Annotated in this window: 12 protein-coding genes; 3 read left to right on the top strand and 9 right to left on the bottom strand. The window is 45.6% G+C overall.

The window, feature by feature from the left end; genetic code table 11:
* Positions 1 to 166: 166 nt before the first annotated feature.
* Positions 167 to 2,209: a peptidase domain-containing ABC transporter gene (locus FYJ73_RS03320; RefSeq protein WP_419471127.1), complete on the top strand. Its 2,043-nt coding sequence runs from the start codon at positions 167 to 169 to the stop codon at positions 2,207 to 2,209.
* 283 nt (positions 2,210 to 2,492) lie between these two features.
* Positions 2,493 to 2,669: a hypothetical protein gene (locus tag FYJ73_RS03325; RefSeq protein ID WP_154533301.1), complete on the top strand. Its 177-nt coding sequence runs from the start codon at positions 2,493 to 2,495 to the stop codon at positions 2,667 to 2,669.
* A gap of 138 nt (positions 2,670 to 2,807) precedes the next feature.
* Here the strand turns inward: FYJ73_RS03325 and FYJ73_RS03330 are convergent, their stop codons facing one another.
* Together FYJ73_RS03330 and FYJ73_RS03335 are read right to left on the bottom strand one after the other, a co-directional pair.
* Complete coding sequence (locus FYJ73_RS03330) at positions 2,808 to 2,990, bottom strand: hypothetical protein (protein ID WP_154533302.1); 183 nt, start codon at positions 2,988 to 2,990, stop codon at positions 2,808 to 2,810.
* A 23-nt stretch (positions 2,991 to 3,013) separates the two neighbouring features.
* A complete protein-coding gene (locus tag FYJ73_RS03335) occupies positions 3,014 to 3,316 on the bottom strand; it encodes a hypothetical protein (RefSeq protein WP_154533303.1) in 303 nt (100 codons plus the stop codon).
* Between the two features lie 411 nt (positions 3,317 to 3,727).
* Between FYJ73_RS03335 and FYJ73_RS03340 the strand changes: the two genes are divergently transcribed.
* Positions 3,728 to 4,897: a leucine-rich repeat domain-containing protein gene (locus FYJ73_RS03340; protein ID WP_206081672.1), complete on the top strand. Its 1,170-nt coding sequence runs from the start codon at positions 3,728 to 3,730 to the stop codon at positions 4,895 to 4,897.
* A 35-nt stretch (positions 4,898 to 4,932) separates the two neighbouring features.
* Here the strand turns inward: FYJ73_RS03340 and FYJ73_RS03345 are convergent, their stop codons facing one another.
* The 7 genes from FYJ73_RS03345 to ffh form a co-directional block, all read right to left on the bottom strand.
* On the bottom strand, positions 4,933 to 5,154 hold the full coding sequence (locus tag FYJ73_RS03345) for a hypothetical protein (protein ID WP_154533305.1): 222 nt from the start codon (positions 5,152 to 5,154) through the stop codon (positions 4,933 to 4,935).
* Between the two features lie 58 nt (positions 5,155 to 5,212).
* The gene (locus FYJ73_RS03350) at positions 5,213 to 5,686 is read right to left on the bottom strand and encodes a nucleotidyl transferase AbiEii/AbiGii toxin family protein (RefSeq protein WP_235899201.1); all 474 of its coding nucleotides are present in this window, start codon (positions 5,684 to 5,686) and stop codon (positions 5,213 to 5,215) included.
* A gap of 28 nt (positions 5,687 to 5,714) precedes the next feature.
* Positions 5,715 to 6,296 (bottom strand): type IV toxin-antitoxin system AbiEi family antitoxin domain-containing protein, encoded by a 582-nt coding sequence (locus tag FYJ73_RS03355; RefSeq protein WP_154533306.1) that lies wholly within the window; start codon positions 6,294 to 6,296, stop codon positions 5,715 to 5,717.
* Positions 6,297 to 7,642: 1,346 nt separating this feature from the next.
* Positions 7,643 to 8,731: an OmpA family protein gene (locus FYJ73_RS03360; protein ID WP_154533307.1), complete on the bottom strand. Its 1,089-nt coding sequence runs from the start codon at positions 8,729 to 8,731 to the stop codon at positions 7,643 to 7,645.
* 266 nt (positions 8,732 to 8,997) lie between these two features.
* Complete coding sequence (locus tag FYJ73_RS03365; RefSeq protein WP_154533308.1) at positions 8,998 to 11,559, bottom strand: alpha-L-arabinofuranosidase C-terminal domain-containing protein; 2,562 nt, start codon at positions 11,557 to 11,559, stop codon at positions 8,998 to 9,000.
* A 75-nt stretch (positions 11,560 to 11,634) separates the two neighbouring features.
* On the bottom strand, positions 11,635 to 12,516 hold the full coding sequence (gene folD, locus FYJ73_RS03370; RefSeq protein ID WP_154533309.1) for a bifunctional methylenetetrahydrofolate dehydrogenase/methenyltetrahydrofolate cyclohydrolase FolD: 882 nt from the start codon (positions 12,514 to 12,516) through the stop codon (positions 11,635 to 11,637).
* 9 nt (positions 12,517 to 12,525) lie between these two features.
* On the bottom strand, positions 12,526 to 13,869 hold the full coding sequence (gene ffh, locus FYJ73_RS03375) for a signal recognition particle protein (protein WP_154533310.1): 1,344 nt from the start codon (positions 13,867 to 13,869) through the stop codon (positions 12,526 to 12,528).
* Positions 13,870 to 13,925 lie beyond the last annotated feature (56 nt).

The raw sequence follows: 13,925 nt of genomic DNA on the forward strand, positions 1-13,925 counted from the left end.
CCAATGTTGCATCCTTATTTGCCGGAAATGCTACATTGCTAATTTCCGAAATCTGCTACATTCATTTTTCCGAAATCTGCTACATTGCTAATTTCTGAAATTTGTTGGTGCAAAGATACCGATTACAATATGTCATCCTACTAAAGAGGGAATTTCTCTTTTAGGAATAAAAGATGCAGCAAACAGACTTGGCTTTTATACAATTAGCGGGCGCTTAACAATAGAAGAACTGCCTGCTTCGACATTGCCATGTATCCTGCATTGGAATCAGAATCATTTCGTTGTTTTGTACAAAGTAAAAAAGAATAAGAAATTCTATATTGCAGACCCAGGGAAAGGTTTGGTGACTTACAATATTGATGACTTCAAAAGTCACTGGATAGAAACGGTATCAGACGGTGAAGAAAAAGGTATTGCCATGTTCCTTGAACCAACTCCAATGTTTTACGAACAAGAGAGTAACGATATAAAGGAAGAAGAAAGGTCTTTTGGCTTTCTGTTAGGATATATCAATCAGTATCGGAAGTATTTCTTACAGATTCTGTTAGGCCTGTTTGTGGGGAGTCTCTTGCAACTTGCTTTGCCGTTTCTTACCCAGAACATTGTCGATATTGGCATTAAAAACCAAGACATTGGCTTCATCTGGTTAATATTGTTAGGGCAACTTATCATTACCATTAGTCGGACATCTGTTGATTTCATTAGGAGATGGCTTCTGCTGCATATATCCATGCGCATAAACATTTCGTTAGTAAGCGATTTCTTTATCAAGTTGCTCCAGTTGCCAATGTCGTTTTTTGACACAAAATTGATGGGTGACCTGATGCAGCGAATCGGCGACCACTCACGCGTAAACAGTTTCTTGACACAACAGACGTTAAGTGTGGCTTTTTCAATGATCAGTTTTGCTGTGTTTAGTTGTGTGCTGTTGGTTTATAACAGGCTTATCTTCTTTATTTTCCTGTTGGGAAGTCTCCTCTATGGCGGATGGATGACATTGTTCTTGCGGCGCAGGAAAGTGATTGACTATGAGTTGTTCGAACAGCAGGCCATCAACAACAATAAGACTTATCAGTTCCTGACCTCAATGCAGGAAATCAAGTTGCAAGACTGTGAGCAACGTCGCCGTTGGGAATGGGAGGATGTGCAGGCTGATTTGTTTAAGGTACAGATGAAAAGTCTGAAACTCCAACAGACCCAGGAAGCCGGAAGTATCTTTATCAATGAGTTGAAAAACATTATCATCACAGTTGTTTCAGCTACTGCCGTTATCAATGGCAGTCTGACGCTTGGTATGATGCTGGCTGTCCAATATATCATCGGTCAGTTGAACAGCCCCATCGAGCAGCTTATGCACTTCATATACTCTATACAGGACGTAAAAATAAGTCTTGAACGTATCAACGAAATCCATAAAAAAGATAACGAAGAGGATGCGGGGCGTATAAGGACAGAGCTTGGTGATGAGAATCATGATATTGTGCTTTCTCATATTGACTTCAAATATGACCCTCATGCGTTGTCAAAGACAATAGAGGATGTCAGTATTCACATCCCAGAGGGAAAGATAACAGCCATCGTGGGGGCATCTGGAAGTGGGAAAACAACCTTGATTAAACTCATGCTGGGCTATTATCCAGTTATGAATGGCGAGATAACCATTGCAGAACACAACATTACGAAATATAACTTAAAATGGTGGCGTCGCCAGTGTGGTGTGGTTATGCAGGATGGAGTCATATTCTCTGAATCTATAGCAAGGAACATTGCCGTTGATGACGATGAGATAAACCAAGAGAGGCTGGAGATGGCAGCAGAGATTGCAAACGTGAAAGACTTTGTAATGGCATTGCCCCTTAAGTTCAATACAAATATCGGCAGGGATGGCATGGGGCTCAGTCAAGGCCAGAAACAACGGATTTTGATTGCCCGCGCAGTGTATAAGAACCCGATGTTCATATTCCTTGATGAAGCAACCAACTCGTTGGACGCAAGCAATGAACGGGCGATAGTAGAGAACTTGGATAAGTTCTACAAAGGAAAGACAGTCGTAATTGTGGCACACCGATTGAGTACTGTAAAGAATGCCGACCAAATTATTGTTTTGGATAAAGGAAGAGTTGTTGAAACTGGCAATCACGCAACATTGACAGCAAAACGTGGAGCCTACTATAATCTTGTTAAGAACCAGCTAGAATTAGGGAATTAAAGGAAGTATTATGGATAAGATGAAAGATTTAGAGAATGTGGAACTTCGTAGCGAGAAAGTTCGTGACATTATGACGGAGAGACCGCCCATTTTCATACGATATGGTACTGCCATTGTAGCAATGTTACTATTGTCTGTGGCAATTATCGCATTTTGTGTTCTTTTATAAAACTATATTTGATATTTAAGATAAAAACAGACTCCGGAACTCTGTATAAACAGACCAGACTGCATAACAGGAGCGTGTACCGAAAAGCTATATGAGTAGGTAGTTAATAAAAAGATGAAAATTAAAGTTTTGCATCCCAATGAGATGTTGAGTAATGAAGAGGCAACCAATATTAAAGGTGGCTTGAACTCAAGTGTTGATAATGTTGAATGTGTTTGTGATTGTTTCATTAGCAACAAGAATGAGACTACTCCACAAAAGCCTACCAAACCAATCAAGGGTTTGTCATAAAAGAGTGCTGTATGAAAATAAGAAGTATTGTAAAATCTTTCGTTACAGAAGATGACGCTATCAACATTAAAGGTGGAATAAATTCTCTAAACTCATCAATAGAATCGAGCTGTACTGATTGCAACTGTTCCTGTTTTCCTATTTTGCGCCACCCAAAGCCGATTTTATGAGCATATTGTCTTTGCGGAAACAAAGGTTATCAAGGAACTTGTATATGGCTTCCACGTCGTAGTCTTTGTTCAGGTATTGGCGGAGATACTCCACTGTGCGGAGTTTGCTGCCTGGATTAAATAGGCGACAAATGACCAAATGACGGAACATCTCGTTGTTTATCCAGCTATAGCCTATCTTGTCGTAAAGACGTCCATATATAGCTCGGGGCCAATCACTTGAATCTGCGTATTGGAAATACCAGAGAGGAAACGCTCAAAATCGTCTTCGAAAGGATAATGATAGTCCATCGGAATAGGCTGACCAAGTTGTGAGTCTATAAACTCACGGGCCTTACGTTCCAAAGCAAGCAATTCTTGCGCATTGGAACTTGTTCCGATAATCTTTACAGTTACATTCTTGCGAGAGCATCTGTCCTTCCTTAGCACCTCGATGCTATAGGCACCTGATCTGTGGCGTTTCTTGTGTATGAACATGATGCAAAGATAGCTTGCGCAACCCAGAATCCCAAATACAAAGTGTCACTTTATTGATTTTAATGATTTATGGTCGTTGACAGACGTTAACGCGGAAAACAGGAAAAATATCATAATATATGTTGCCACTTTCATCAATTATTAGTATTTTTGTAAAGTGAAACCTATTTATTTGATATGAAGTATTCTGCCCTTAAGAAAATGCTATCCGTGATCGCCTTGTTATTATGTATCTCGTGTAGCGATGAAACAGAAACAATCTCTGACCTGAGAGGAGGAGACGAAGTATCCCAAACGGTACTCGACAAAGGAAGTTATACCCTCAGCAAGGAAGGTGGTATGACCGAGTTCAAGTTTACGAATGTGAGCGTTGATTCGTGCTATATTCAGTCAGAACATCCAAACTGGCTCATGTTAGATAAAATAGGGAGCTATTCCGATGAACTGGATCTATACCTGACAGCTCAGCCCAACAACGACTGGGACACACGTACGGCGAAGCTCTGCTTGATGAAGGGAAAAGAACGTAGGGACATTACCTTCAGTCAGAGTGCCTTTCCAAAGATGGAAAGTAGCACGCAAGTCATCAAGTTGGCGCCTAACGATACGGTTTTCACGTTTACCGTGAAGACGAACGTTCCCGTGCGTATGAAAGCCGATGTAGCAGAAGGACTGTCATATATCTACTATGATTATGAGCAGCCCAGCCATGAGGAAGGCAAGGCATGGACGATCGCGGTCAATGGCAAGGTGCCGAAGAATGAAGGTTTAGGCAAGGCATCCACCATATACGTGATGGGTGATGGCGTGCCAACGGCAAATGTCATCGTGTGGCAAACTGGAACCGTAGGTGATGTGAATCCCGTGCTCAACAACTTAAAGCCAGGTGCCTTAGCCGAATTTCTCTCGACAGATCCTAAGACCACGCCCTACATCAAAAGTCTTAAAGTGTCGGGCGAGCTCAATGGTGACGATATCTACGCACTGCGCACATTACTGACCCGATACAAGACGCTGAAGGCCCTCGACTTGTTTGGCGCACGTATCGTCAGTGGTGGCAAGGCGTATCTCACGACGGCGTTGAACGAGCAGTATTATACCCGTAATGATGAAGTGGGCGAGGATATGTTCCGCGACTGTACGAGTCTCGAAAAGATCACGCTGCCTGAGCATCTCAAGGCGATTGGCATCCAAGCCTTTGCTAATTGTTCTTCCCTGCCAGGTATCGAGATCCCCTCTACGGTGAAGAGCATTGACAGTCAGGCTTTCTTTTCCTGCACAAACATGTCATTTATTGGTATCCCCATCGAAGGCTCACAGTTAGAATATATAGGGTCAGGAGCCTTCTCCACAGGCTCAGTCCTTGACGACCTGTATATCCCTGCCACCGTGAAAGACCTGAGCAGACTTGCCTTCTCACCCTGTCGGGTGCTTGAGTTGCATGTGCAATGGACAACACCGCCTAATGTGGTGATCACCAAGCAACTTGCCAAGGGCAAGCTTTATGTCCCCAAGGGCTGCAAGGGCGCTTATGCTGCCGACAAGAATTGGTGTAAGTTCTCAGATATCCAAGAGGAATAACAACGCAATATAAGACACTAAACTGTCAACCAAAATCAGTACACAACAGACATTTCTCCTATTACTTTTACATCCTTAAGCTCTTGGATGTTATTAAAATCCACAACAGAGTCTTTTCCTTCCCATTTCACAAGGCGAGTTCCATATTGTGAATCTTCTACCGTAAAATGGCTCTTTCCTTTTGCCAATGCAAGTGTTGGTAACCAACAAAGGCATAGCAGAAATAGTACAGCAACTGAAATCTTACTTTTTATCATAATCTTCTATTTTTAGTGTTCTTTATATTCAAAGACGAAAGAATGATAAAAGGGTAAACTACTTTTTCCAATATTTTTCAGCCATAGGCTGCAACCTTTCCTTTATTACTTCCATAACAGTCTTGAAATCAAGAGTTTCTTTCCATTGAATCTTTTTCAGAAATGCTTTCCAGCGAACTATACGTGCTGCGTCTGTCGCAAAACTTTCTGTAAACAACTGCAATTCGGGATTGTATGTAAGCCCTCTATTATCGAAAGTCGCCTTAATCGCATCATATAATGTGTCATCAGACAAGTCTCTCTTTGTCAGGAGTTGGTAACAGTCGAAGAAATCTTTCATGCGACTGTTGAGCACATCTCGGTCTATCATCGTATGGAATTTCTCGGCAACAACAGTCTCCAAGGAATATGCCTGTATGTTCACAGATGGAATGTCAGGCAAAAGCAATGGGAAGTCAATAGTTGTTGGATATGGAGTTACAACATCACCAAAGCCAATGTCAACAGACATGTTGTAAGCGATAGTATCCATGTGGGCCGTAAAGTTTTTCTTTCCTATTTTATTCTATTGCTATTTCAAGATAATTTTTTAATGTGTTGAATACTCTGAGGCGTTTGGCATAATCTTGCAAACGAGTGAGATTGCGGTTTGGCTTTTTCAGATAGGAGCGTATCACTTCAGCGCAAACATCCAGCCCCACTTTGTTTCTGTATTTTACAGCATCGCAAACACTTCGCTCCATGTCGGTGATACGAACATGATACCCTGAAATTTCCGCATCCATAATGCCGAACTCCAAGTTCTCCTTCTTCCAATAATACAGCTCTATCGGAAGCGTATCTGGTATCACCACTTTCCGCTTGTTAGCGATAGCAATGCAAAAGGCTGGTGGTACTGTTGTTGAAAGCTGATGGTAAGCCCAGGCGTTATATAGACATACAATGCCATTGGGTACAATCCGCTCCACATCAATCATTGTATTAAGCAAAGCATCGGGAACGGCATATATGCCATGACGCAACTTTATCAAGTCGCCACGCTCCTTAGCTCTCAACAGTCGTTTATAATCTGACAAATGAGATATATCAGTAGTGGAGATAGTGCCACCAAGTGCTACTACTTTGCAAACTATATTGTCCATTTCACCTCTTATTAAATGTCATTACTGCTGCAAAAATACAATAAATTTCGAGAATACGGTAAGATTCTACGGATAATTTCATAAAATACCGCACATTATTGCATATTTTCAGAGTCCTAATTATATTTGAGATGATAATAAACTCTAAAAAACATGCAACAATGCAGTATTCTAAATTTAAAATTGTATCTTTGCCCCAAGATGAAAAGAGTTGTTTGACAAGCAAACGTATGCAAATTGTAGAAATTAGAACCGTTGCTAAGTCATTACCTCCATTGAGGTAAAAAACTCATAAATCGCTCATTCTAAGCAGTTCGGCAGATTTTAGCGTAATTTTATGTTAGAAAAAGTAGCCTCCAGCTTGCTTTTTATTTTTATAACCATGGTCTTCAAAGAATTTGGCAGTTTCTGAGTTTTTCCATTCAGCGAATACGTTGCCTTTTGCTAAACGTATGCTGTTCACGATGTCGATAATGCTTGGTATTGGATATTCACCGATGCGGATCTTGCTAAACAGTTTGTATTATCAATGATTATTCGTATCTTCGCGACGTCAGTCCTCGCCAAGCCTCTTAACAATGCTCAAATCGTGCGAGGCGTTTTTTGTTTATACACATTTGAACATGGCGAGTCTTATTCCCTTTACAAAACGGTTTGAATCTTCGGAAAATCTCGTTAATTTGCTTGAATCACGAGGTTTACAGATTTGTGACAGAAACAAAGCCATACAGTACCTTGACAATATTGGTTATTACAGATTGTCTGCTTAAAAGTACCTAACCACTATTGTGGCATGCCCCTTTCGGCATGACCTTCGAAAAATAAACTTATTGACAAAAGTCTGTCAACCTTTTAACACATTCTAGAGAGACCACCGGACTGAAAAATCGAAAAAAGAAAAATCTGAGGGAGAAAAGAGAAGGTTTTTAGGAGAAAACAACTGAGATGACCAAGTCAGATAACTGAGTTGACCAAGTCAGATAACTGAAATGACCGAGTAAAACAACTGAGATGACGACATCAAAACAGTGGAATGAGACAAAATTCTCTAGAAAATTTTGTCTCATTCCACTGTTTTGATAGAACCAAAAAAGCACAATGCAACATATATCCCTGTAAACCAGCAAGTTAACAAAAATGCCTCAAAATTGCGAAAATTGAAGCAAAGGACGCTTTGATTCTGAGAATCGCATTCTCAGACCCACTTTTTTGTCAGTTTATTCAACAATCGAACAAGACATGGAAAAGGGTTGCGGCATATTTCAACTTCGGGAGTCTTGAAACAAAAAAATCCCTGCTCATAGGTAACTACGAGCAGGGAGCAAATAAATATGTTTGTGAAACGATTACTTCACGTAAACAACAGCAATACGGTTGGATGTAGTACCCTGAACACCCTTACCAATAGCCTCATCGACTACGACACCGTTCTTCTTGAGATACTTGGCAACCTCGTCAGCACGAGCCTGAGACAGTCTGTCGTTGACCTCTTTGCTGCCCTCTGGAGAAGCAGTACCAACGATCTGAACATGCTTGCCGCTCTTCACAGCGTCGAGAGCCTTCTTAGCCTCCTTGGTCAGGAAGCTCTTGCCCTGAGCGAATGTCACGAAGACAAGGTTCTCTACCTTCACCTCCTGAGAAGCCGGAGCCTCTTTGACGACTTCCTTGACGATCTCCTTAGGCTTCTTAGCCAGCTCGTCGCGCAGGTCGTTGATCGTGCTGTTGAGCTGATCGATCTCAGCCTGGTCGTAAGGCTTCACGATATTGAAGTTGTGTGTGCCATTGCTGTTCTTGAACTTGTAGACAACACCAGCGTTGAGCTGAACGTAGCTATGGTTGATGTTGTACTTCATACCAGCGTTGGACAGATTGTAGTTGACACGGTCTGTATTGTCGTTCAAGCCATAGTTGATAGAAGGCTCAACATAAGCCTGCCACTGCTTCTGGCTACCGAAGTTAAAGGCAAAGTCGATGCCCAACTTAGAAGTCAGATTGTTGCGGTAGTCGAAATCCTTGCTGCCTACGCGCTCGTTGTTGTGACCGAAGATATGACCCCAGCCCAGACCGGCAACAGGAATCACCTCGAAGCTGCGAGGCTCACCCTTGTAGCCACCGAACCAGTTGCTCAGGTTTACAGTACCCAGCAGGCTAGTGTTGAGGAAGCGGACAGCCGTACCGGTAGAAGCGAAAGGCTTATTGGAGAAATAGGCGTTGCTCTCAACAGCGAGACCGAAGACAGGAGTGAACCAACGGCCAACGCGAACACCGAAGTTAGGATTGAGACCCTTCAGCCAGGCGTTGCCTGTGGTCTTTGTTGCCACACCGCCATTAACGCCAACGTAGATGTTGTCGAATGTCTTACTCTCCTGCACTGTCTGTGCAGATGCGCCAGCAGCGATCAGGGCTGCTGCCATCAAGGTAAATAACTTTTTCATAACTTATTTGTCTTTATGTAATTAATATATATTTCTGTTATGCTGCATACAAACTGTGTGCAAAGTAAAGGGATTTTTCTTAAACTTCCAAATTATTTTAACACTTTGAAGGCAATAAAACATAAATTAACAAAAAGTATGGATTGGAGACTACAAAGCAAGAAGAAAAGGACAATTAGCAACCAAGAAAAAGGCAGATGACAGAAAGTCACTGTCACCTGCCTATATGTCAATCTACGAAAACGCTTATCGGCGAGTTCTCTACCCTATTGCCGAGGGATTGTAATCACATTCACGGAATAGGGCTTTAGCTTAATCGCAGAACCACTGACACGAGTGGTCTCCACCTTAACATTCTTATCATTGGGCTGTCCGTAGAAGCCTACGGCCTCAGCACCTTGGGAAATCGTCATACCCTTCACATCCACTGTCAGGGACTGTGGCAAAGCGTTGACGAGTTTCACCCAGGTGGTTCCCGTCTTCTGATCCCGAACCACACTCGATGCCACACGATAGCGAATGGTCTCAGGCAAAGAGAAGTGAGAAGCGAGATAGTGGTCACCGGCACTGTTGCCCCACAGTTGCTGGGTATAATAGCTGGGAGTCAGCGACGTGATGCTGTCTGCATTGAAGTAGATCATGTCGGGATTCCAGTTCTGATGAGCCTCATTGCAGAGTAGCGGTGCATAGCTTGCCATGCTGACGATATCGCCATTGCGCTCGACATTGCACAGGTGGATGGCCTCGACCAACGCATTCTCCACACGACGGTCGCGGGATGCCCACTCGCCGAGATAGACTTTCGGGCCCTTGCGGTCGTAGTCGTCGTAGTAGTCCTGATGATGCAGGAACCATCCCGGTGACTCGTAGTAATGCTCGTCGACCATGTCGATCAGATCATGATGGGCTTTGGCAAAATGCCAGCCCTCGATATAGTCGGCCGACGGATTATGGAAGGGTCCCACCGTGCCACAGACGATGATGTCGGGATACTTCTCTTTAATGGCTTTGCATATCATCTCGTAGCGCTCCTCAAAGGTCGTGGAGACGAGATCTTCGTTGCCTATACCGATATATTTAAGGTGGAACGGTGCCGGATGACCTGCGTCGGCACGCATCTTTGCCCACTTGGAAGTGGCCGGATCGCCATTAGCCCATTCGATCATGTGAAGGATCTCCTGACAGTAAGCCGGCATATCCGCCATCGGGATACCACCTTGCTGACCGCCGTAGCCGTCCTTATCGGCAGCGGAGTTCTGACAGGGTACGCCCGCAGCCAGCACGGGAAGTGGCTCGGCACCGATGTCCTCACAGAACTGGAAGTACTCGTAGAAGCCCAGTCCGCGTGTCTGATGGTATCCCCAAATATTCTTCGCGGGCTTGCGGTCCTGCCAGGGGCCTACACTCTCGTTCCAGTGATAGATGTTGTCAAGCCCCTGACCATGGCTCATGCATCCCCCGGGGAAACGCACAAACTTTGGATGAAGGGCAGCAATGGCCTCTGCCAAGTCCTTTCGGAGCCCATGTCCCTTGAAGGTGTCGTGAGGAAAGAGGCTCACCATGTCTACGGCGATGCTGTCGTCTTTCAGAGGGGTCAGCATGAGCCTGACCTGACTCTTCAAGGCTTTCTTGTCAATGACCAAAGGCAGAGCGTAGCGCTGCCAGCCCTCTCCCTCAACTTTCACCTTCTCTTTTGCAAGCATCTCACCCTTGTCGTCGACCAGACTCACCAGCAACTGGTTCTTGCGTCCATTGTTGCAACGGACAAAAACGGAGAAGTCGAACTGCTGGAGCGGCTCAGCCATCACTCTGCCCCACCCCGTATTATAGAGTGTGTCTTGCTTGGCCAGAAGTACATAGTGAGGATTGTTTTTGCTCAGAGGCTCCGCCGTGCTGACACGAATCGGATGATTGCTCTTCCATGCCGTCGTAGCATCCCAACCACGATGATCGTCGGAAGTATACTCGAAATCGCGGTTTTGGACAAGTTCGGCATAGAGGCCTCCATCGGCAGCATAGCTGATGTCCTCGAAGAAAACGCCCATCAGCCGGTCACTGATCGTCTTTTGCTTTGACGGATCAATGGTCAGTGTTGTCGTCAGCGGTGCGGTGAGAGAAGCGAAACGCGTCGCGTCGTCCTTCATGGTCTCAGCACTCATGCGGGCATCATTGGCCATGGCGTCGAAATACTGGAAGAGATAATCCAACTGCAGCTTAGGCACGTCGAAGGAATTACCCTGAAAAGTGGTGCCGGCAATGGTCGCTGTGTCACGCATCCAGGCAGCATCCTCTATCGTGCTCGCATCGGCAGATTCCGTGAAATGGCGGAAGTCATTGGAAGCCTGCACATAATGGCGGGAACCATCCTTAGCCTTGAAATAGATGTCGATATTGTCGGGATCCATCTGGAACATGATCGGCTCCAACACACCTTTCTCTTTAACTCGCGGATAGTCCTGCGGGCGCCATGTCACCAAGTCTTCACTGTAGGCAGCCGCAAAGCAGGGCGCATAGTTGTTGACCGAGAAGAGCAGTCGCCACGTTCCGTCCTGAGCCTGAATGACATAAGGCGAGTACATCTTCTTTTCGCTGCCCCACGCACCATAGTCCGAACCACAGAGCTGTCCTATGTCCTGCCACTGGTTGCGATCAGTGAAGTAGGCTACATGTAATCCCTTGGTCGGTCCGGGAGAATAGAGAAAAAGCTGACATGTGGTGTCACGCCCGGCTATCTCATAGGAAGGCTGTTGACGTTGTCCCCAAACTGCCGATGGCAGTGAGGCTGTAACGAATAGCGATGTAGAGAAGAGTAATAGTTTGGTGTTCATCGGTAGAAATTTTGAAATGGGAAGTAGATTCTTTTAAACAGCAAAAGCAGTGAGCCCCCGAAGGGGCCCATTACCTTATTTGTAGTATTCCTTCTTAGCTGCGGCCAGCGTATTCTTCATCAATGAGCAGATCGTCATAGGACCTACACCTCCGGGAACCGGTGTGATGAATGAGCACTTCGGTGCCACCTCGTCGAACTTCACGTCGCCATTGAGACGGAAACCTTTCTTCTTTGTAGCATCGGGCACACGCGTAGTCCCGACATCGATGATGACTGCGCCTTCCTTCACCATGTCGGCAGTGACAAAGTCAGGACGACCGATAGCCGCAATGATGATGTCTGCTTCACGGCACTCAGCCTTGATGTCCTTAGTATGGGAGTGGCAGACCGTCACCGTGGCGTCGCCATATTGCTTCTGCATCATCAGCTGAGCCATCGGCTTGCCGACAATGTTGCTACGCCCCAGCACCACACATTTTTTTCCGGATGTCTCGATATGGTAGTGCTGCAAGAGCGTCATGATGCCTAACGGTGTTGCTGACACAAAGCACGGAAGGCCAATGGCCATGCGGCCTACGTTGATCGGATGGAAGCCGTCGACATCCTTGCGATAGTCAATGGCCATGATGATCTTCTGCTCATCGATATGCTTCGGCAGAGGCAGCTGTACGATGAAGCCATCAATCTGAGGGTCATTGTTGAGCTTGGCCACACAGGCGAGAAGCTCCTCCTCAGTGACATCATCCTCATAGCGGATCAGACGGGACTCGAAACCGCACTGCTCGCAGGCGATGACCTTGTTTTTGACATAGGTCTCGGAACCGCCATCATGCCCCACCAACACGGCAGCCAGACAAGGACGCTTAGCGCCATTGGCCACCATTTCCTTCACTTCCTCGGCAATCTGCTGCTTGATGGCAGTAGCAGTGGCCTTTCCATCTATCAACGTGTACATAGCTTATATTTATTGATTCATTGCGCCTTTCATGCGCGCCATATTTGCCATCATAGACTTCATCTGGCTGCCGGTGACCATCTTCATCATCTTGCGGGTCTGATCAAACTGCTTGATGAGTCGGTTGACCTCCTGAATAGATGTGCCGGAACCTTTGGCAATGCGCTGGCGACGGCTCACGTTGAGCACCTCGGGATGAGTACGCTCCTGCGGCGTCATACTGCGAATGATCGCCTCAATACCATTGAAGGCATTGTCGTCGATGTCGATATCCTTAATAGCCTTGCCCACACCGGGAATCATAGAGGCCAGCTCCTTCAGATTGCCCATCTTCTTGATCTGCTCAATCTGATTGAGGAAGTCGTTGAAGTCGAACTTGTTTTTCTGAATCTTCTTTTGCAGTTTGCGTGCCTCTTCCTCGTCGAACTGCTCCTGGGCACGCTCCACGAGAGAGACCACGTCGCCCATACCGAGAATACGGTCAGCCATACGGTCGGGATGGAACACGTCGATGGCCTCCATCTTCTCGCCGGTACCGATGAACTTAATGGGCTTGGTGACAACCGTACGGATGGAGAGAGCTGCACCACCACGGGTATCACCATCGAGCTTGGTAAGAACGACACCATCGAAATCCAAACGGTCGTTGAATTCCTTGGCAGTGTTGACGGCATCCTGACCCGTCATGGAGTCAACGACGAAGAGTGTCTCATCAGGCTTAACAGTCTCTTTCAAGGAAGCTATCTCATCCATCATCTGCTCGTCGACAGCCAGACGGCCGGCAGTATCGATGATGACCGTGTCATAGCCTTTGGCCTTGGCTTCCTGGATGGCGTGGAGGGCAATCTCGTTAACGTTTTTGTTCTCAGGCTCTGTATAGACGGGAACGTCGATCTGGCTACCTACGACCTTCAACTGATCGATAGCTGCCGGACGATAAACGTCACAAGCCACCAACAGCGGATTGCGGTGCTGTTTGGTCTTCAGCATATTGGCCAACTTGCCACTGAACGTGGTCTTACCGGAACCTTGCAGACCGGACATCAAAATAATGGCTGGTTTCTGTTCCAAATGCAACTCTGCAGCCTCGCCACCCATAAGGCTGGCCAGCTCATCGTGCACGATCTTGACCATCATCTGCCCAGGCTTCACGGCCGTAAGCACATTCTGACCAAGAGCTTTCTTCTTTACCGTGTCGGTAAATGTCTTGGCTACCTTATAGTTGACATCGGCATCCAGCAATGCACGCCGCACGTCCTTGAGCGTCTCTGCGACATTGATCTCGGTGATCTTACCTTCACCTTTCAATATCTTGAACGACCGCTCAAGACGGTCACTTAAATTCTCAAACATAATGTTAGTCCTATTCTATGATTAATTATACTTGCAAAGATACAGAAAAAAAACGA

Origin of the sequence: Hallella mizrahii (genome assembly GCF_009695775.1) — a bacterium.
Classification (GTDB): Bacteria; Bacteroidota; Bacteroidia; order Bacteroidales; family Bacteroidaceae; genus Prevotella; species Prevotella mizrahii.

Coding starts and splice junctions, on each gene's coding strand:
- FYJ73_RS03345 (WP_154533305.1), bottom strand. CDS start 5,154: ATGATAAAAAGTAAGATTTCAGTTGCTGTACTATTTCTGCTATGCCTT.
- FYJ73_RS03355 (WP_154533306.1), bottom strand. CDS start 6,296: ATGGACAATATAGTTTGCAAAGTAGTAGCACTTGGTGGCACTATCTCC.
- FYJ73_RS03335 (WP_154533303.1), bottom strand. CDS start 3,316: ATGTTCATACACAAGAAACGCCACAGATCAGGTGCCTATAGCATCGAG.
- FYJ73_RS03325 (WP_154533301.1), top strand. CDS start 2,493: ATGAAAATTAAAGTTTTGCATCCCAATGAGATGTTGAGTAATGAAGAG.
- FYJ73_RS03360 (WP_154533307.1), bottom strand. CDS start 8,731: ATGAAAAAGTTATTTACCTTGATGGCAGCAGCCCTGATCGCTGCTGGC.
- FYJ73_RS03365 (WP_154533308.1), bottom strand. CDS start 11,559: ATGAACACCAAACTATTACTCTTCTCTACATCGCTATTCGTTACAGCC.
- folD (WP_154533309.1), bottom strand. CDS start 12,516: ATGTACACGTTGATAGATGGAAAGGCCACTGCTACTGCCATCAAGCAG.
- FYJ73_RS03330 (WP_154533302.1), bottom strand. CDS start 2,990: ATGTTCCGTCATTTGGTCATTTGTCGCCTATTTAATCCAGGCAGCAAA.
- FYJ73_RS03350 (WP_235899201.1), bottom strand. CDS start 5,686: ATGGATACTATCGCTTACAACATGTCTGTTGACATTGGCTTTGGTGAT.
- ffh (WP_154533310.1), bottom strand. CDS start 13,869: ATGTTTGAGAATTTAAGTGACCGTCTTGAGCGGTCGTTCAAGATATTG.
- FYJ73_RS03340 (WP_206081672.1), top strand. CDS start 3,728: ATGTTAGATAAAATAGGGAGCTATTCCGATGAACTGGATCTATACCTG.